The following is an 18,916-nucleotide window of genomic DNA, read 5'->3' as shown; positions in this document are numbered from 1 at the left end:
TACGCGGCTCCCCCGCCGATTGTTTCATCGCATGGCACAAAAAAAGAGGAGGAATCCCGCTCCCGGGGTTCCTCCCTGTTCATTCACTCACTCTCATACAACATGCCGTTCGCTCCGACCGGCATCTCCAGCGGTGCGGACAGGTCGTATCCCTGCACGCCGCCGGCTGTGTTTTCAAGCTGGGCCCGCATGCCGAACGAGGCGGCCGTGAGTGCAATCGAGTCGATCATGCGTGCTGCCTCTTCCCTGTCCATCGATCCGAGATCAAGCGGCTCGTCGAACCGGACGGCCGCGACGCCCTGCCGTTCGTCCACATGGACCGTAAACGTCGCGTTTCCCGGGATTGTTGCGCGGTACAGGTCGTTTTCCGTCTTCTGGATCAAATACATCGCTTCGGCAACGTCTTCCGGCTGTGCGGACAGATCAGGAGCGAGCACGGTCGTTCCGTCCGTCTTTGTAAAAGCAAAATAGCCTGACCGGAGCTCTTCTCCAAGGGCGATCGGTTCCATCGGGCCGATCTGGCTGAATTCTGCCGGCCGGCCGTCCGGACCGACGGCGAGAAAGCGGGAGAACCCCGCGAACGTCTCCCGGACGGTGTCGGTGTAGACCGTCACGGGACTGCTTGCCGCATCGTATGGGTGCCCCGGCGGGAGGATGTGGATGACTTCATCGCCCTCCAGCCGGATTTCCCCTTCATACGGATGATAGTCGTCGAAGCCGAGCGTCGCTTCATCGATCTCCCAGGCATAGCGGTTATACAGGGCAACGATGTCAGGAACTGTGCCGCCGAAATCTTCCTTCACTTGTTCTTCGGAGAGAAGGAAGGTCACGGGAACCGCGGCCGCCTGATCGGTGAGCCCGATTATGAACGGAACGGATCCTTCCACCTGCGCCGGATAAACGGCTCCCCATGAACCGGTTCCGGCACGGTCTTCCATGGCAGTCATGGCATCGCCTGGCCCGGACTCTTCGACGCCCGGGCTGCTGTACAATTCAGCGTCGGCTGCATCGTACGAACTCTCCCGGGTCATCTCTACGGACGACTCCTTTGCCGAGTCATCGCTTGCAGAATTGTTCCAGCTGCCCTGCATGGAGGCGAACAGCGCAACGAATGTAATAAGCGCAGCCGCAGCCACCGCGACGGGAATCCAGCGGCGGGGAGGCCTTTTTTTACGGCTGTTCAGCCTCGGGTCCTCTTTCAGCCGGGAGAGCACTTCGTCCCGGGAACGCCGGTCTTCGGGCTTCTGGAACGATTCGAGCCAGTCGGTGACTTCCCGTTCGCCAGGGTCATCGCGTTTGTCATTGTCCATGGTCGGCCGCCTCCTTCCCGTCCGCGGCTTCAAGCAGGCTGCGGAGCGCTTTCACTGCCCGGTGCTGTGTCGTCTTCACCTTCGCTTCGGTCCAACCGAGGACTTCCGCGGTTTCTGCAATCGACAGCTCCTGTAAATATCTTGAGATGATGACGAGCCGCTGGTCCCCGGTGCAACGGTCCAGCATCTTGTGGAGCCTCGCCAGTTCATCTCCCCGGACCGTTTCCTCTTCCGGTGTCGGGCCGGCGGCAGCCGGCTCGGCGGAGTCCCAATCGTAATGATCGGCGATCCGCCCGCGTCTGACCGCAGTTTTCCGGAAATGATCGATGGCCACGTTCCGCGCGATCGAAAACAGCCACGTTTTTTCACTGCTTTTCCCTTCGAACCCGCCGTACGACTTCAGCACCCTCACGTACACTTCGTGCATCAGATCTTCCGACAGCGACCGGTCCTTCGTCATATAGATCAGGAAGCGGAACACGTCCTGGTGATAGTCATCATAGATCCGGTGAAAAACGGAGTCCTCCATCGGTCTCCCCCCGTTCATGGGATTGGTCGTTCAAGGCTCCGGAAAAGTTTCAGGATTCCCCGAGCGGGAGCCGGAAGGACATTCTCGTCCCTTCTCCCACCTTGCTGTCGGCCGTGATCATCCCGCCATGGGATTCGACGATGTTCTTGGCGATCGCCAGTCCCAGGCCGGTGCCGCCTTTGCCGCGTGTTCTTGCTTTGTCGGCCTTGTAGAAGCGCTCGAACACATATTGCAGGTCTTCCTCCGGTATGCCGGATCCCGTGTCCGCGACAGAGAACTCCATCCAGCTGCCGGTCCGACCGACGCTGATGTCGACCTGGCCGCCGGCGGGGGTATGCCGGATCGCATTGTCGATGAGGTTGGTCAGCACCTGCTCGATCCGGTCTTCGTCCAGATAGGCCTCGACATCCGCTTCCGGCACGGAGTGGACGGTGAGATCCACGTCCGCGTCTCTTGCCTTCTGGTGGAATTTCGATGCGATCCTGCCGATCATCGGGAGGATGTCCACCGATTCTTTGTACAGCCTCATATGCCCCGATTCCAGGCGGGTCAGGTCAAGAGTATCGTTGACGAGGCGGCCCATCCGCATCGCCTCGTCCCGGATGATCTTCATCATCTCTTCCCGCTCTTCCTCGGAGTCGACGATCCCGTCGCTCAACGCCTCGGAATAACCGACGAGCATGGAAATCGGCGTGCGGAGCTCGTGGGAGATATTCGCCAGGAAATCGGTCCTGAGCTTCTCAAGCCGGTGCTGCTCGGTCATGTCCCGGAAAACAGCGACGGCCCCGCGGATCTTGCTTCCGCTATAGAGCGGGCTGATCGTGATGTCGAAAAACTGGCCGTCAAGAGAAAGTTCATCCTCCACTTCCTCCGAAAAGGTGATGGCGTGGTTCAGCATTCCGTTCACTTCATCAGGAATCGGATTTTCCTGTCCATGGCTGTAGTGCCATTTCTGAAGCAGTCGTTCTGCCGGCGGATTCGTCAGCAAAATCGACTTATCCTGGTTGAACGTGATGACCGCGTCGGTCATGGAGCTGAGGATGTTCCGGAGCTGTTCCTTTTCCTGGCTGATCACTTCGAGATTCCGCTTGACCTCATGGCCCATTTTATTGAATGCGGACGCAAGTTCTCCGATTTCATCATGCTGCATCGTCGGCACCTGCTTGTCATAGCGCCCTTCTGCAAGGTTCAGCGCAGCCTGCTTCAGCTTCCGCAGCGGAGAGGTGATCCGGGAAGACAGGAAGAACGCGAACACCGTCGTCAGCACGAATGCAATGAACGCGGACAAAAGCACGATGTAAGTCGTCTTTTTCGTCGTGTCGTGGATGGCCTCCATGCTCTGATAGATAAATACGGCGCCGTTCAGTTCGGTGCCCGAATGAAGCGGCGCCGCGAGGATCGAGAACGGCTCGAGCCTGTCTTCTCCGGTTCTTGAAGGCAGATTCATCTCTTTCATGACCGGCTCGTCCACCTCGAACACCTTCGCCAGATTCTGGTCGGACAATAGGAGGTTCCGGATTTCTTTACGGTGCTTTCCCTCATGGAACGTTTCGGTCACCCGGCCTCCGGCATCTACGATGAGGGCATTCGTGTCTTCATCCAGCATGTCATCGATGACGAGCCGCGACATCGCGGGCGTATCATGCTGATCGATGATCTTCGAGATCGTGACCGCCTGCTGCCTGAGCGCGTTCTCTGCCTGCCCGGCCTGGAAATTGCCGAGGAACTCCAGGAGCAGCACGGTGACGATGAACAGCACAAATGAAACGAGAAGCAATATGGTTGCCCATAGCTTCCCGACGACGCTGTGCCATATCCTATTCATTTCCCGCCTCGAATTTATAGCCGACGCCCCAGACGGTGACGATCATCTTCGCGGCTTTCGGCGACACGCGCGTCAGCTTCTCGCGGAGCCGCTTGACGTGGGTGTCCACCGTCCGGAGATCACCGAAGAATTCATAGTGCCAGACTTCCTTCAGAAGCTGTTCCCGGTCGAACACTTTGTCCGGGGTCTTCGCGAGGAAGTAGAGCAGTTCATACTCTTTCGGCGTGAGGTTCACTTCCTTGCCCTCGGCGGTGACGCGGTGTGCGTCATGATCGATCATGAGGTGCGGGTAGACGACCAGGTCTTTCGGCGCGCCCGGATCGACCGATGCATAGGCGGCGGACCTTCTCAGGATCGCCTTCACCCGGAGGACGACCTCCCTCGGACTGAACGGCTTGACGATATAGTCATCCGCACCGGCTTCAAAGCCCTGCACGCGGTTGGCTTCTTCTCCTTTCGCGGTGAGCATGATGACCGGCGTCATTTTCTCTTCGCGGAGCTGCGTGCACACCTCCACCCCGTCCTTGCCCGGCATCATGATGTCGAGCAGGATGCAGTCGAAATCGTTGGCGAGCGCCTTCTCAAGCGCGTCGTCGCCGTCCACCGCTTCTTCGACCTCATAGCCCTCCCGCTCAAGATACATTTTCAGCAGGCGGCGGATGCGTTCTTCGTCGTCGACGACGAGGATGGATACTTGTTCGCTCACAGACCATTTCCCCTTTCACGTCTACCTTCTTCTACGTTTATATTGTACCGTCAGCCCCCTCAAAATGAAAGAAAAGGGGATGTCACGAAGCCCGGAGGCTTCATTGGACATCCCCTTTTCAAATCAGGCATACGAGTGGAGGCCGGCGATGACGAGGTTGACGGCGATCAGGTTGAACATGATGATCGCAAATCCGATGACCGCAAGCCATGCCGACTTCCGTCCTTCCCAGCCGCGGGAAAGCCGGAGGTGGAGGTAGGCGGCGTAGAACAGCCAGGTGATGAGCGCCCATACCTCTTTCGGATCCCAGCCCCAGAACCGCGACCAGGCCTCATGCGCCCAGATCATCGCAAAGATGAGGGCACCGAGCGAGAAGACCGGGAACCCAATCAGGACCGATCGGTAGCCGATCTCGTCCATGAGCTGGGAGTTGGCCTTCTTTGCCAGCGGCTGAAGCAGTTCCGCGACTCGCTTTCTCGTAATGAGCCGGATAAGCACATAGATGATGGATCCGGCAATGATCGACCAAACGAACGTCGTAAGCGTCTTGGCGTTGATGATCGGCGGCATTTCGGCGATCGGCTCCATGGCGCCTTCCGTCTGCAGTTCGTATTGGTTCATCCCGAAGAGCGGCGGGTTGTGGTAGACGACCTCCGCAGGCTTGTCGTTCTTGTCCACATAAGTGAACTTCGCTTCATAGCCCGAAGCGCCGAATCCGGCAGACACGACAATGAATCCGACGACGAGGATAAGCGTATACATGACGACTTCCAGCCACGTGCGTCCCTTCGACCGTTTGGTCAAATCCACGTTTTTCAGCAGATAGATCAAGCCGGCGACGGCACTGATGGCGAGGATTGACTCACCGATGGCTGCTGTAATGACATGGATCGTCAGCCAGTAGCTTTGCAGTGCAGGGATGAGCGGCTGGATGTCTTTCGGGAACATCGCCGCATAGCCGAGGATGATGACGGCAATCGGCAGGGCGAATAGGCCGATTGCGGGCGATTTGTAAAGGAAGTAGAACAGGATCGATGCGCCGACGAGCATCATGCCGAAGGCAGTCGTGAATTCAAACATGTTGCTGACCGGGGCATGGCCGGAAGCCATCCACCGGGTGATGAAGTAGCCGAGATGGGCAATGAAGCCGATGATGGTTACCGTAATGCCGGCTTTGCCCCATCGTTTGTTGGAAGCGGACGCCTCATTCTTCGATCCTTTCACCGCACCGCCGAACAACAGCGTGCCGACGAGATAGGCGATAAAGGCAATGAACAGGAGATAGCCGCTGAGTGATACGAGTGTCATGCTTTGGAATCTCCTTCCGTTTTTACATCAGGTTGATCTTCGGGATCTCTTTGGTCGGCATATTGCGGAAGTCCCGAATACCGGGTCACATCGTCAAGCTCCCGCTTCAGGGCAACCCAGTTTTTGTTCGTGTGGCCGGCGACGAGCAGCCGGCCGTCGTCCGTCTTTCTGATCCAGAACCGGCGGTGGTTGAAGTAAGAGCCCTGCGCCACGCCGAGCATGAAGATGATGCCGCCGAGGAAGATGATCGGGATCGTTTTGTCTTTGCGGATCGTCAGCCCCGATACATTGCGTGTTTCTGCGTCACGGAAGGCGACTTTGTACTGGTTTTCGCCGAGCGGCTCCAAAGTCTGCCGGATGGCGACAAAGCTCGTTTCGCCGTCCGGTGTTTCAGGCGTGAACATCCGGAACAGGAATGCGGGATTGTTTGGAATCGGCGTTGCCGACTGCGGCTCGCCGTCCTGGAATCCGCTGAAGTCCGGATAGTAGTCAATGACCTGGACCCTCGATCCGTTGCCGAGATCGTATTCGTTCTGAGGGTTGGACAAGTCGATAGTGAACTCGCCGGACGGTTGCTCGGTCGCCTTGTTTTCCAGCGAGAACGTCATCGCTTTCAGCTCATCGAGTTTGAAGTCCATCTGGAAGACGCTGTACCCCTCATATTTGAGCGGTTTGTTGACGACGATGGAGTAATCCCCGACGAATTCCTTTTCCGTTGAACCGGGAAGTGCATCCTCGGGCCGCTCATACAGGGCGACATCCGTCTGATAGTTGGAGGCAACCGTGCCGACACGGTCAATCGCCTCGCCGAATACTTCTTTCGTGTTGTCTTTCGTGTAAACCTCATAGGAGAATCCTTTGTTCTCCAGGAACAGTCCCGGCGCACCTTTGACGGCAAGCGTCTCGCCTTCCCGGATCCACATCGACTCATCGACATAGAAACCCGGGATGGCTCGGAGCATGACCCCGAGGAGGAAAATGATCAGTCCGACGTGGTTGACGTACGGACCCCAACGAGACCAGCGCCCTTTTTCGGCCAGCAGGGCCCCGTCCTCTTCCCGGATGTGATAGCGATGTTCCTTCAGCTTTTCCTTCGCCTTGGCCATCACTTCATCGGCATTGGACCCGTCGCCTTCGCCGAACAGGCGCTGGCGCTTCATGAAGCTCGGGTGCCGGGCTGTGCGCTGGTTCTTCAGTGACTTGTAGAGCGGAATCCCCCGGTCGAGGCTGACGACGACGAGCGAAATGCCCAGCAGCCCGACAAGCGCCATGAACCACCAGGAACCGTACAGGTCACTCAGGCCGAGCGCATTGTAGATCTTTCCGAACCAGCCGTAATGCTCCTCATAGTACTGGGCGGCCTGTGCTTCGTTGGCCGCCGGAACATAGAAGACCTGCGGAAGGAACGTTCCGATTGCAGCGGCGACCAGGATGGCGATGATGATGCTGACGCCGATCTTGACGCTGGAGAAGAAGTTCCAGATCTTATCAACGATCGAGCGTTTGTGGGTCATCGACCGGATTGCCGCTCCGTCGTAGCGCATATCCGCAAGCTTTTTCCCTTTCTCTTCCTTTGATAGCGGCCGCCCGCAGTTTTGGCATATATCCGTTCCTTCGGGGTTCACATGGCCGCATTCGCATTTGATAGAACTCATAAGTACCAGATCTCCTTAGCTTGGCATGATGCTTTCCATATACTCTCTGATCTGGTCCCCGGTCATTTCCTGCTTGATGATTTTCTTCACCTTGCCGTCGGGTCCCACCAGGAACGTCGTCGGAAGCGGCCGGATGTTATAGGCGTCCCGGACGCTGTTCGTCTTGTCGATGACGATCGGGAAAGACAGCCCGTACGTATCCGCAAAAGCCTTAACCTTGAAATCGGATTCCGCGATGTTCACCGCGAGGACGTGGACGCCCTTTTCCTCGAATTCCTTGTAAAGCTCTTCCATGTGGGGCATTTCACTCTTGCACGGACCGCACCAGGTCCCCCAGAAATTGAGGAAGACCCCTTCCCCCTTGTAATCGGACAGCTTGTGCGGATTCCCATCCAGATCGGTGAGGGTGAAATCAGGGGCCTTGTCCCCTTCTTCCACGAGATCGCCAGTCGCCGTCACGTTCGCAACGATTGTATATATGATTGCAGCTGCGAGCACTACGAGGATGGCTGTCCGGACGATCATCCGCTTTTTTTTCTTGTTTTCCTTGTGTTGCGGCATTCGCAGGTCACCCACCTTCCAATGTTCATCAGTCAGGCTTCAGTCCACAGTTAATTATAACAAAGCGATGACGGGTCAAAACTTTGACATATGAAGAGTTTATGAACGTTCAGGAGCCGTTTGTCAGCCGATTTTTCCGGTTTCGGCCAGGACCCGGAGCTGCTTGACTTCGTGGGCGGTCAGCTCACGACGGTCGCCGGCGTTCATGCCGTGGAGGCCGAGGAAACCGAATGATTCCCTCTTCAGTTTCTGGACGGGGCATCCGATTGCCTCGAACATCCGCTTCACTTGCCGGTTTTTCCCTTCATGGATCGTCAGGGAGACGATGGATCTGCCGGTTTTCTTGTCCATGCTGATGAGCTTGGCGCGGGCCGGTGCCGTCTTGCCGTCCTCCAGGACAATCCCCTTTTCGAGCTGCTTGAGCTGTTCTTTCGTCGGGATTCCCTTCACCCGAGCCACGTACGTCTTGTCGATATTGAATTTCGGGTGGGTCATCTGGTAAGCGAACTCTCCGTCATTCGTGAGAAGGAGGATCCCCGTCGTGTCATAATCGAGGCGGCCGACCGGGTACAGCCGCTCCTTCACTTCCGGAAACAGGTCGGTGACCGTCTTTCTCCCCCTGTCATCTGAAGAAGCGGACAAGACCGCCCGTGGCTTATAGAGGAGGTAGTACACTTTCTCCTCTTGTTCCACCCGGATTCCTTCCACTTCGATCTTATCTGAACGGCCCACTTTCGTTCCGAGCTCTGTCACGGTTTCGCCGTTGACGGTCACTTTCCCCGCCGAGATCAGCTCCTCCGCTTTCCGCCGGGAAGCGATGCCTGCCGCCGCGATCACTTTTTGTAGTCTTTCCATTCCTTCACCTCATCAAGTCGCTGTTTACTGCCCAAAATTATTGCACAGTTGAAGACAAATGAAAAGAAGACCGCATCCCCATGCGGTCACTTTCTCTTGATCTTCAGTTTGCCTGTCGCAATGACTTTTCCGTCAAGGCGCACTTGCCAGATCCCATCTTTCCCATTCCTCGGGACGACCGCCGCGTGGGAGAGCCGCTCCTGCTCTTCCTCGCTGACGAGGACGTTGATCGGCTCACCGAGCTCTCCGCGCAGGCCGGGCAGCAGTGCGTAGGTTCCGGGCCTGGCGGCAGTCACCTGTTCGTACTTCCGGAACGCACGCTCGGACAAGGTCCGGTGGGTGTTCCAGTCGTCTCCGTCGTCGAGCGTCACGACGATGACCGATTTCCCCTCTTTCTCGAACTGGGTGGCAAGTGTCCGGCCGGCCCGTTTCGTGAAACCGGTCTTGCCGGCCACTGCCGTCCCTTCCGCGCGCACGAGCCGGTGCTTGTTCTCCCATACGCCGTTCTCCCCGTACCGGTAATGTGAAGTGGAGGCAATCTCCCTGAATGTCCGGTTATCCATGGCGTACTTCAGCATCAAGGCCGTTTCATAGGCGGTTGATAAATGCCTGTCTTCGTGAAGGCCCGACGGATTGGTGAATTCCGTTTTCTTGAGTCCGGCAATTTCGGCTTTCTCGTTCATCATCCCGACGAATCCTTCGACGGACCCGCCCGCATATTCCGCCAGCGCCGTGGCTGCATCGTTGCCGGAGCGGAGCATGAGTCCGTAGAGGAGATCCTTCGCCGGCACTTCCTCTCCGGCCTCCACATAGATGGAAGAGCCCTCCGCCTCCGCCGCACGCCGTGTCACGGGGACCTCCCCCTCCATCCCTTCCGCGTCGAGGAACGTGAGGGCGGTCCAGATCTTCGTGAGGCTCGCAATCGGAAGCGGTTCCTGTTCGCGGCTCCCCTCTAGGAGACGGCCGCTGTCTGCGTCAATCACCGCATATGCCCTCGCCGCCGACGCCGTGGCAGCCGGCATGCTCAGGACAAGGGCAACCAGCATGAAACCTGTGAGCAGTGCTTTGCGCACGGTCCACCGCCTTTAGTCGATAGTTGTTTAGGGTTTAAATGGAAGTTGTCACTCGCCCGCTTCGTCGGTGCCGAACGTTTCGGTGAAGGAGGTCATGAACAGATCGAGTTCCTCTTCGCCTTCTTCCGTGTCGCTTTCCGACAGTTTCGGGAGGTCCTCCAGCGCGGCAAGCCCAAAATGGTCGAGGAAGGCGTCGGTCGTTCCGTAGAGGATGGCGCGCCCGGTGCCTTCGGCGCGTCCGGTTTCCCGGACCAGGCCCCTGGATACGAGCGTCTGGACGGGCCGCTCGGATTTCACCCCGCGGATCTCTTCGACTTCCACCCGCGTGATGGGCTGGCGGTAGGCGATGATGGCGAGCACTTCGAGCGACGCCTGGGTGAGCGACTGGGCGGTCGGGTTTTCCAGAAGGCGCCTGATCGCATCGGAATGTTCCGGCTTCGTCACGAGCCGGAATGTCCCCGCGAGTTCGGCCAGCATGATTCCGCGGCCGCCCGATCCGTACTCCTTCTCCAATAGGACAAGCCCCCGCTGGACCGCCTCCAGGTCGGTCTCCGTTGCTTCTGCAAGCTGGCGGGCGGTCAGTCCGTCTTCGCCCGCCACGAAAAGCAGGCTCTCGACCAATCCGGTGATTCGGGTTTCATTGTTCATTTACTCCACTTCTTTCTTGAGGATGACCATCAGTTCATCAAAGTTCGACTCTTGCTCGACGGTCACTTCGTTTCGTTTCATCAGCTCCAGGATCGACAGGAAAGTCACGACCAGCTCGGAGCGGCTGCCTGTCTCAAAAAGAGATTCAAAGCTTGCCCTGCCGCCGCTGCGCCCGAGGCGGCCGACCACTTTCTCCATCGTTTCGGAAATGGAAATCTCCTGTCTGGCCACTCTCGTCCGGAGAGGAGCCCTCAGTTTTTTCCGGTCCATCATTTTCCGGAAGGCGGCGATCATGTCATGGACATTGAGGCCTTCGTCGGGAAGCGGTGCCGGCGCATCTCCCTGAGGTTCCATCGGCGGCCGGGAATAGGAGCGTCCGCGCGCTTCCTCGTACTCTTTCAGGACGCCTGCCGCTTCCTTGTACTTCCGGTACTCGACGAGCCGCTCGACCAGTTCATCCCGCGGATCGGGTCCGTCTTCCGGGAAGTCCTCGGGGTCCGGCAGTTCTTCTTCATGGACCGGCAGGAGCATTTTGCTTTTGATGGCGAGGAGCGTGGCGGCCATGACGAGATATTCGCTCATTTCATTCAGCTCGAGGACCTTCATCGTATGGATGTGGTCCATGTACTGCTGCGTGAGCTCGGCCATCGGGATATCATAGATATCGATTTCCAGCCGGTTGATTAAATGCAATAATAGATCGAGAGGCCCCTCGAACGCCTCCAGTTTCACTAGATAGGACAATCGGTTCACCTGCTGTCAAAGTTACGGGGAGGGCGATTTGGATGCATGCACTCCATCATCCGCTTTTTATAAAGTTTATGGCGTATTTCAACGGGAATCAAGATTATTTTGAGTGTCACGAAGTTCTGGAAGACTACTGGAACGAAGTGGCTCCAAGAGACAAGTCCCATCCGCTTGTCGGATACATCCTGGCGGCGGTCGGCCTTTATCATTGGCGCCGCGGGAATTTTGCGGGTGCCGGGAAGTCTGTCGGGAAGGCAAGGAGGAACCTTGCCGGAGCACTTGCCGGCAACTCCCCGTTCTTCGACGGGATCGACGCGGACCGGCTTCTCCGCTCTCTGGACGAGGCCGCGTGCCGGATTGAAGCCGGCCGCTCGTTCGTCCCGTTTGAAATCGCGGTGACCGATCCGCTGCTGGAAAAGTCGGTGAAACTGGCGGCCCGCGGACTGGAAGGCAAGGACAGCCCGTCTCTCATTCACAAACATATGCTCAGGGGCCGGCCGGGTATGTCCGCCGGACCGAAAAAAGGAAGGGACAGCCGTCATTGACGGTCTGTCCCTCCTTCTGTGTGATCCAGGCATTTATCCAGAAACGCACGTGTTGCCTCGGTCGGTCTGAATGTCTTCCCGGGCAGGAGCGCTGCAAGTTTCCCGACCATCGCTTTTCCGACTCCTTCGCCCCTGTGGGACGGGTTGACGGAAACGTGATGGACCGTGACGGTGTCTTCCTCCGTCTCCACACCGATCAGGCCGATGAAATCCTCGCCCTGTTTCCAGAGGAAAAGCTGGAAGCGGTCATCCGTCTCATATCTGTGGATCGTTTCCTTCAGCTTCTTCAGGTCCTTTTCCTCCGGCATGAAGGAGAGAAGGCCCATCGCGATTTTTTCGAGTGATTTCTTATAGCGCAATAACATGATGCGATCCCTCTTTTTCGTGTTCTCTCCCGGTCTCAGTTAACCGGCGCCCCCCCGTCAGGCACGATGAAAATCCAGTAGATCGCTCCCCAGATGATCGCCATGATGACAAGGAGAAGGAACAGGATGATGTTCTGTTTCCTCAACGGATTCCTTCCTTTCCCACGTTTGCAGGTTCGGCGTCCAGCCGGATGAGGTCTTCATACGTCTCCCGGCGGATCACCGGGCGATGCTCCCCATTTTCCGCAAAGACGACGGCAGGGCGCGGAAGGCGGTTATAATTGCTGGCCATGGCGTAGCCGTAGGCCCCCGTGCAGAACACGGCGATCAGGTCGCCTTCTTCCGTTTCGGGCAGGCAGGCTTCCTCGATGAGCTTGTCCCCGGATTCGCAGCACTTTCCGGCGATCGTATACCGGACGTCATGAGCCGCATCCATGCGGCTGGCGAGCGCGGCGGAATATTCGGCCCCGTACAGAGCGGGCCGGATATTATCGCTCATTCCGCCGTCGACGGCAAGATAAGTGCGCACGTCCGGAACCGTCTTCGTCGAGCCTGCCGTATAAAGCGTCGTTCCCGCGTCCCCGACGAGCGAGCGCCCGGGCTCGATCCAGATCTCGGGAAGCGGATACCCCGCTTCCTCCGTCATCCGCTTGACCGTGCGGATCATGCTGCGGACGTATTCCTGGGGCTCAAGCGGATGGTCGTCCTCCGTGTAGCGGATTCCGAAGCCGCCGCCGAGATTGAGCACGGTGCAGACAAAGCCGCTCTCCTTCTTCCAGGCATCCATTTTCCGGATCAGGCTCTCCGCCGCCAGCCCGAACGCTTCGGTGTCGAAGATCTGGGAGCCGATATGGCAATGGAGCCCGAGCACACGGACGCCCGGCATGCCGGTCAGCAGCCGGAGCGCCTCGTCCGCCTGTCCGTTGTTCAGGTCAAACCCGAATTTCGAATCTTCCTGGCCTGTCGTGATGTAGTCGTGGGTGTGCGCCTCGATCCCCGGAGTCACCCGGATGAGGACATCCATCGGCTCCGAATGATTGCGCGCCAGTTCCCCGATCAGGCCGATTTCGAGGAAGTTGTCTGCGACGATGCAGCCGACTCCTTCGTCGAATGCCATCCGGAGCTCTTCCCGGCTTTTATTGTTGCCGTGGAAATGGATCCGCTCCGCGGGGAAGCCCGCACGGATCGCCGTGAACAGCTCTCCGCCCGAAACGACATCGAGCGACAGCCCCTCCTCTTCGGCGAGCCGGTAGATTGCGAGACAGGAGAAGGCCTTGCTGGCGTATGCCACCTGTGCAGGCACTCCTTCTTCCGCAAATGCCTCTTTGAAAGCGCGCGCCCGGGACCGGATGAGTTCCGTGTCATACACGATGAGCGGTGTCCCGTAAATGCCGGCGAGCGCGACGGTATCGGTCCCGCCGATCTCCAGGCGGCCCTTGCTGTTGATCTTCTGAGTTCCGTATAGATGCACCCTGCTCATCCCCCCGGCTTGGTCTACTACAAACTTTACCATGAAGGGTGGGAACGTGCAATGTGCCTTCAGGACCGCTTTCGTTCAGGGGAACCGGTGATGAACGGCCGGATTGCATTTTCCGTCATCGGGTAGCGGATGACCACCCGGCGGAGCGCATTCGGGAAGAACGGGACGAGCGGCCAGAGGTACGGAACCCCCATCGGCTTCACCGAACAGAGATACCAGAACAGGACGGCGGTCCCGACAAAGAAGCCGGACGGTCCCATGAGGGCAGTCGTGATGAGCAGCAGCGCACGGAATATCTTCGCCGCGATGCTGAGTTCATAGGACGGGATCGCAAATGTGACCACTGCTGTCAGCGCAACGTAAAGGACGACCTCTGCGGTGAACAGCCCGACGTCGATCGCAATCTGGCCGATGATGACGGCCGCGATCAGCCCCATGGCCGTCGTCAGGGGCGTCGGCGTATGAATGGCCGCAAGCCTCATGATCTCGATGCCGGCATCCGCCGTGATGATCTGGAAGAGGAGAGGCACCGATCCGTGCTCTTTCGGTCCGAGAAAATCAAGCGCTGCGGGCAGATGATCGCTGTGCTTGACGAGCATGTACCAGAGCGGCAGGAGGAAAATGCTGATCAGGAAGCCGGTGAACCGCAGCAGTCTCACCATGCTTCCGATGAGCGGGGCCTGCCGGTACTCTTCCGCATGCTGGAGATGATGGAAGATCGAAATCGGAACGAGAAGAACCGACGGCGATGTGTCCACGACGATGGCGATATGCCCTTCCAGCAGATGGGCGGCACAGATGTCCGGCCGTTCGGTGAACCGGACGAACGGCACAGGGTGGAACTTCTGCTTGAACAGCATCTCCTCAAGCTGCTTGTCCGTCATCGTCATTCCGTCATGCTTGATCTGGGCCAGACGGTCCTTGATCATGTCGACGTGGTCGCTGTTCGCCACGCCTTCGATATAGCCGATCGCCACATCCAGGCGGCTTCGCTCGGACACCCGGTGGATCTGGAAGCGGAGCGCCGGGTCCCGGAGGCGTCTTCTGATGAGTGCCGTATTCTGGAGAATGTTTTCCGTGAATCCGTCCCTCGACCCCCGGATGACCTTTTCATTGTCCGGCTCCTCCGGCTGGCGGCCCGGATATTCACGGACATCCGCGAGGAACACCGATCCGTCATCCATGATAAAAGCGGCCTGCCCGCTCAGGACCGAGTCGATCAAGTCATCGACGTCCTTTGCCGGGCCGGCCGCATGGTAAGGGAAGAAGGTAATGAAATTCGAGCGGTCCATCAGGTCGTGGAGCGTATCCCAGTCGTCCGCGGCCTGCATGGATGTCAGAAGTTCGGTCACGACCTGGCCGCTCACGAGCCCGTTCATATACACCATCGTGGCGGGCTCTTCCCTCAGATGGAGATCCGCCATGACGAAGTCATACGTTTCGCCATCGCCGAAAAGAGCACCAAGTTGTTCTTTTGCCTGGTCTCTGCTGTCGTATAGACGGTTGATCGTCATCCTTCCCCTTTCATCTTCACTGGTTCCCGTGCAAGATCCGGACGCATCCAGGCTTTCATTCTGGCCAGGATCTTCTTTTCCAGCCTCGACACCTGAACCTGGGAAATGCCGAGACGTTCCGCAATGTCACTCTGCGTGCAGTCCATATAGAAACGCATGATGATGATCGTCCGGTCCCTCGGATCAAGTCTGGAAATGATGTCTTTCAGTGGGATATGATCAAAGCCCCGCTCGGACCGCTCGTCGCGGACCTGATCCATCAGCGTGACCGAATCTCCCTCCCCTTCATACAGCTGCTCCTGCAGGGAGGCGGGGTCGCGCATGGCATCCATCGCCACGATCACCTCGCCCGCCGGGACCCCGATGATCTCTGAGATTTCCGATACGGTGGGCGACCGTTCATGCTGTTTCATGAAGTCGTCGGTGGCATGCCGGATCTTGAAGTTGAGTTCGCGGATGGAGCGGCTGACCTTGACCATGCCGTCGTCCCGGAGGAACCGCTGGATCTCCCCGATGATCATCGGGACGGCGTAAGTGGAGAACTTCACGTCAAAGCTGAGGTCGAATTTATCGACCGCCTTTAAGAGGCCGATGCACCCGATCTGGTACAGATCATCCAGTTCGACTCCCCTTGAGGAGAAGCGCTGGACGATCGACCAGACAAGCCGTGTGTTGCCTTCGACCATCTCACGCCTTGATTCCGTGTCTCCCGCCTGTGCGGCGCTGATCAGCTCCCGCATCTTTTCCTGTGTCAGAAGTGGCGGCTTTCGCTGAGTCCCATGCTCTTCCATCATTCACCCCGTCGTCCGGCAGGCTTCCGGCACGGGGGCGAACGTTTTTCGGAACGTCACGGTCGTTCCTTCACCCGGCTCGGATTTGACCTCTAGGCTGTCGGCGAAACTTTCCATGATCGTAAAGCCCATCCCCGAACGCTCGGTCTCCGGCTTCGTCGTGAACATCGGCTGCATGGCCTCCTCCACGTCGGCGATGCCGCCACCGCGGTCGGTGATCGATACCGTCACTTCCCGTCCGTCCAGCCGGGCGCGGATCTCCACCTGGCCCGCCGGATCTTCCGAATAGCCGTGGATGATCGCATTCGTCGCCGCTTCGGAGATGATGGTCTTGTATTCGGAGATTTCCTCCAGCGTCGGGTCGAGCGGCGCGATAAAGAATGTCAGCGTCATCCGGGCAAGCGCCTCGTTTTCACTGATTGCCGAAAATGTCAGCGTCATTTCATTTTCCATGCAGGATCCCTCCCAGCCTGTCCTTTGCCTCTTGCGTCGTTCCATCAAGAAGATGGGGGCCGAGCCCCGACATTTCAAACATTTTCCTCATCGTCGCGGACGGGTTCAGGATGACCGTCTCCCCGTCGACCGCCCTCAGGTCCCTCATCCTTCCGAGTATCAGCCCGATGCCCGCACTGTCCATAAACTGCAGATTGCTGAGGTCCCAGATGATGCCGCTGATCGATCCGCCGTAGAGCAGCTGGCTGACCGTCCGCCGGATTTCATCCGCCGCATGGTGATCCAGTTCCCCTTCCGGCCGCACCGACACCATGCCGCCTTCCAATATTTCAATGATCTGTTCCATTCGATCTGCCCCCTTTCAGCCGTCTATTCCACGCCTCGTCGGCGGACTCCTTGCCCCCCGACAAAACTAGTGCAGAACCGGCAAATATAGACGGACGGCCCGTCTCTCGAGACTGTCCAGAGGAAGGGGGATTTATACATGGGAATGTGCGGGTTTTTTTGTCCCTTGTGCATGTGATAGCACTCGGCGTCGCTCCGATGACACTCGCTCCCTCTGCGATGACACTCGGCTGTCCTCCGATTACACTCGGCCCCGCTCCGATAACACTCGCCTGAAACCGCCCCACAAAAAAACTGTGCGGGAGCCAGGTTTGGCTTCCGCACAGCACTTATTGGATGTCTGCGTGGATGAGGGGCGGCGGTGCGATGCGCTGCGGCCCGATTTTGATGTGTTCACGGATCATGGCGATGGCGGTCTCCGTGCCGCGTCCGTTCGTATGGACTTCCGCCAATGGCTCGCCTTTTCGGACTTCGTCCCCGACTTTCTTTTTCAGCACGATGCCGACGCCGAGGTCGATTTCTTCGTCTTTGGTCGCACGGCCGGCGCCAAGATGCATGGCGGCCAGGCCGATGTCGTCCGCCCCGATCGCTTGGACAAAGCCGTCCTCCGGTGCGTCCACATTGAGGACCGTTTTTGCAGAGGGCAGTTTGCCGGGATGATCGACGATGTCCGGATCGCCGCCCTGTGCCTCGATGAACGCTTTGAACAGCCCGAGGGCGGAACCGTCGGACAGGACGCCTTTCACCATGTCCGCGGCCTGTTCCTGCGTTTCCGCCTTGCCTCCGGCAACGATCATCCGGCTGCCGAGTTCGATGCAGAGACGGGTGAGGTCTTCGGGTCCTTCCCCTTTCAGGGTGTCGATCGCTTCTTTCACTTCAAGCGCGTTCCCGACCGCAAATCCGAGCGGCTGGCTCATGTCGGAGATGACGGCGAGTGTCCGGCGCCCGACGGAATTGCCGATGCCGACCATCGCTTCGGCGAGGAGGCGGGCATCTTCATCCGTTTTCATGAAGGCGCCTTCGCCGGTCTTGACATCGAGGACGATCGCATCCGCGCCCGCAGCGATTTTCTTGCTCATGATGGAGCTGGCGATGAGCGGGATGCTGTCGACCGTTGCCGTCACATCGCGGAGGGCATACAGTTTCTTGTCCGCCGGGGTCAGGTTGCCGCTCTGTCCGATGACGGCCAGCTTCAGCCGGTTCACCTGGTCTTTGAACTGCGCTTCGGTCAATTCGATATGGAAGCCTTCGATCGACTCGAGCTTGTCGAGCGTGCCGCCGGTATGCCCGAGGCCGCGTCCGCTCATCTTGGCGACCGGCACGCCGCATGCGGCGACAAGCGGACCGAGGATAAGGGTCGTCGTATCGCCGACTCCACCCGTCGAATGCTTGTCCACAAGGGTGCCGTCGATGCCCGCGAGGTCGATCCGGTCGCCCGAATCCACCATCGCCATCGTGAGCATCGCCCGCTCCCGTTCATCCATGTCCTTGAAGAAAATGGACATGAGGAGCGCACTTGCCTGGTAATCCGGGACCGAGCCGTCGGTGATGCCTTCGATGAAGAACCGGATCTCTTCATCAGACAGGCTCAAGCCGTCCCGTTTTTTCGCTATGATATCCACCATTCTCATTTCCAATCAGCCTGCTTTCTTTGATTAACTGACAGACCTGCCGTCCGGAAGCGGGTTTAAGAGAGTCGTCCGAGGAAGCTCTCCCCGAATTCAGGAAGCTTGACGCCGAAATTATCCGCGATGGTCGCCCCGACCGAAGCGAATGTCTTCTGGAGGGGGAGTTCCGTGCCGCCGGAAAACCTTGGAGACCAGGCGATGAGCGGAACGTATTCCCTCGTGTGGTCCGTCCCCGGCGCGGTCGGGTCGTTCCCGTGGTCGGCCGTGATGAAGAGAAGATCGTCCTCTTTCATGGCACCCATCAATTCGGGAAGGCGCGCATCGAACTCGGCCAAGGCCCGCCCGTAGCCTTCCGGGTCGCGCCGGTGGCCGTAGAGGGCGTCAAAGTCGACGAGGTTCGTAAACGAAAGCCCGCGGAAGTCCTTGTTCATGACATCGAGCAGCTTGTCCACGCCGTCCATGTTGCCGGTTGTCCGCACCGCTTCCGTAATTCCTTCCCCGTTGAAGATGTCGGATATTTTCCCGACGGCGATCACGTCGGTGCCCGCGTCTTTCAGCTCATTCATGACCGTGCGTCC

Annotated in this window: 19 protein-coding genes and 1 pseudogene; 1 reads left to right on the top strand and 19 read right to left on the bottom strand. The window is 58.4% G+C overall.

Annotated features, from left to right (window positions below; all coding sequences use genetic code 11):
* Positions 1-83 precede the first annotated feature (83 nt).
* The 11 genes from BN1189_RS11715 to BN1189_RS11665 all read right to left on the bottom strand — a co-directional run bounded on the left by BN1189_RS11715 (position 84) and on the right by BN1189_RS11665 (position 11,214).
* A complete protein-coding gene (locus BN1189_RS11715; RefSeq protein WP_040228279.1) occupies positions 84-1,310 on the bottom strand; it encodes a hypothetical protein in 1,227 nt (408 codons plus the stop codon).
* The gene (locus BN1189_RS11710) at positions 1,300-1,839 is read right to left on the bottom strand and encodes an RNA polymerase sigma factor SigX (protein WP_040228276.1); all 540 of its coding nucleotides are present in this window, start codon (positions 1,837-1,839) and stop codon (positions 1,300-1,302) included. The genes BN1189_RS11715 and BN1189_RS11710 overlap by 11 nt, the downstream gene beginning before the upstream one ends.
* A 49-nt stretch (positions 1,840-1,888) precedes the next feature.
* Complete coding sequence (locus tag BN1189_RS11705; RefSeq protein WP_040228275.1) at positions 1,889-3,664, bottom strand: ATP-binding protein; 1,776 nt, start codon at positions 3,662-3,664, stop codon at positions 1,889-1,891.
* Positions 3,657-4,370 carry a response regulator transcription factor gene (locus BN1189_RS11700; RefSeq protein ID WP_040228274.1) on the bottom strand — a complete coding sequence of 238 codons (714 nt, stop codon included), beginning with the start codon at positions 4,368-4,370 and terminating at the stop codon, positions 3,657-3,659. Before BN1189_RS11700 ends, BN1189_RS11705 begins: the two co-directional genes overlap by 8 nt.
* Before the next feature lie 123 nt (positions 4,371-4,493).
* Positions 4,494-5,678, bottom strand: coding sequence for a c-type cytochrome biogenesis protein CcsB (ccsB, locus tag BN1189_RS11695; RefSeq protein WP_040228273.1), 1,185 nt, complete (start codon positions 5,676-5,678; stop codon positions 4,494-4,496).
* On the bottom strand, positions 5,675-7,333 hold the full coding sequence (gene resB / locus BN1189_RS11690; protein WP_040228271.1) for a cytochrome c biogenesis protein ResB: 1,659 nt from the start codon (positions 7,331-7,333) through the stop codon (positions 5,675-5,677). Before resB ends, ccsB begins: the two co-directional genes overlap by 4 nt.
* A 15-nt stretch (positions 7,334-7,348) precedes the next feature.
* Positions 7,349-7,894 (bottom strand): thiol-disulfide oxidoreductase ResA, encoded by a 546-nt coding sequence (gene resA / locus BN1189_RS11685; RefSeq protein ID WP_040228269.1) that lies wholly within the window; start codon positions 7,892-7,894, stop codon positions 7,349-7,351.
* Positions 7,895-8,017: 123 nt separating this feature from the next.
* Complete coding sequence (locus BN1189_RS11680; protein WP_040228267.1) at positions 8,018-8,749, bottom strand: pseudouridine synthase; 732 nt, start codon at positions 8,747-8,749, stop codon at positions 8,018-8,020.
* Positions 8,750-8,835: 86 nt separating this feature from the next.
* On the bottom strand, positions 8,836-9,822 hold the full coding sequence (locus tag BN1189_RS11675; RefSeq protein WP_052455829.1) for a D-alanyl-D-alanine carboxypeptidase family protein: 987 nt from the start codon (positions 9,820-9,822) through the stop codon (positions 8,836-8,838).
* A gap of 48 nt (positions 9,823-9,870) precedes the next feature.
* Positions 9,871-10,470, bottom strand: coding sequence for an SMC-Scp complex subunit ScpB (scpB, locus tag BN1189_RS11670; protein ID WP_040228266.1), 600 nt, complete (start codon positions 10,468-10,470; stop codon positions 9,871-9,873).
* Entirely contained in the window at positions 10,471-11,214 is a 744-nt protein-coding gene (locus BN1189_RS11665) for a segregation/condensation protein A (protein WP_040228265.1), read from the bottom strand. It abuts the gene before it with no gap.
* A gap of 41 nt (positions 11,215-11,255) precedes the next feature.
* On the opposite strand from BN1189_RS11665, the gene BN1189_RS11660 reads away from it, so the two are divergent.
* Entirely contained in the window at positions 11,256-11,762 is a 507-nt protein-coding gene (locus BN1189_RS11660; RefSeq protein WP_040228264.1) for a DUF309 domain-containing protein, read from the top strand.
* Here the strand turns inward: BN1189_RS11660 and BN1189_RS11655 are convergent.
* The 8 genes and pseudogenes from BN1189_RS11655 to BN1189_RS11620 form a co-directional block, all read right to left on the bottom strand.
* On the bottom strand, positions 11,756-12,127 hold the full coding sequence (locus BN1189_RS11655) for a GNAT family N-acetyltransferase (protein WP_040228262.1): 372 nt from the start codon (positions 12,125-12,127) through the stop codon (positions 11,756-11,758). The genes BN1189_RS11660 and BN1189_RS11655 overlap by 7 nt on opposite strands.
* A gap of 142 nt (positions 12,128-12,269) precedes the next feature.
* On the bottom strand, positions 12,270-13,598 hold the full coding sequence (gene lysA / locus BN1189_RS11650; protein ID WP_040228260.1) for a diaminopimelate decarboxylase: 1,329 nt from the start codon (positions 13,596-13,598) through the stop codon (positions 12,270-12,272).
* A 68-nt stretch (positions 13,599-13,666) separates the two neighbouring features.
* A complete protein-coding gene (locus tag BN1189_RS11645; RefSeq protein ID WP_040228259.1) occupies positions 13,667-15,121 on the bottom strand; it encodes a spore germination protein in 1,455 nt (484 codons plus the stop codon).
* Positions 15,118-15,912 carry a SigF/SigG family RNA polymerase sporulation sigma factor gene (locus BN1189_RS11640; protein ID WP_040228329.1) on the bottom strand — a complete coding sequence of 265 codons (795 nt, stop codon included), beginning with the start codon at positions 15,910-15,912 and terminating at the stop codon, positions 15,118-15,120. Before BN1189_RS11640 ends, BN1189_RS11645 begins: the two co-directional genes overlap by 4 nt.
* Before the next feature lie 3 nt (positions 15,913-15,915).
* Entirely contained in the window at positions 15,916-16,365 is a 450-nt protein-coding gene (gene spoIIAB, locus BN1189_RS11635; RefSeq protein ID WP_040228257.1) for an anti-sigma F factor, read from the bottom strand.
* The gene (locus tag BN1189_RS11630; RefSeq protein WP_040228255.1) at positions 16,355-16,711 is read right to left on the bottom strand and encodes an STAS domain-containing protein; all 357 of its coding nucleotides are present in this window, start codon (positions 16,709-16,711) and stop codon (positions 16,355-16,357) included. The genes spoIIAB and BN1189_RS11630 overlap by 11 nt, the downstream gene beginning before the upstream one ends.
* 328 nt (positions 16,712-17,039) lie before the next feature.
* Complete coding sequence (locus BN1189_RS11625; protein WP_040228327.1) at positions 17,040-18,341, bottom strand: pyrimidine-nucleoside phosphorylase; 1,302 nt, start codon at positions 18,339-18,341, stop codon at positions 17,040-17,042.
* Between the two features lie 56 nt (positions 18,342-18,397).
* Positions 18,398-18,916, bottom strand: a pseudogene (locus BN1189_RS11620) (phosphopentomutase); the annotation flags it as partial.

It is taken from the genome of Bhargavaea cecembensis, from assembly GCF_000826125.2.
Taxonomy (GTDB): Bacteria; Bacillota; Bacilli; order Bacillales_A; family Planococcaceae; genus Bhargavaea; species Bhargavaea cecembensis_B.
The sequence above is the reverse complement of the archived record's forward strand: the minus strand, read 5'-3'. Positions and strand labels throughout refer to the sequence as shown.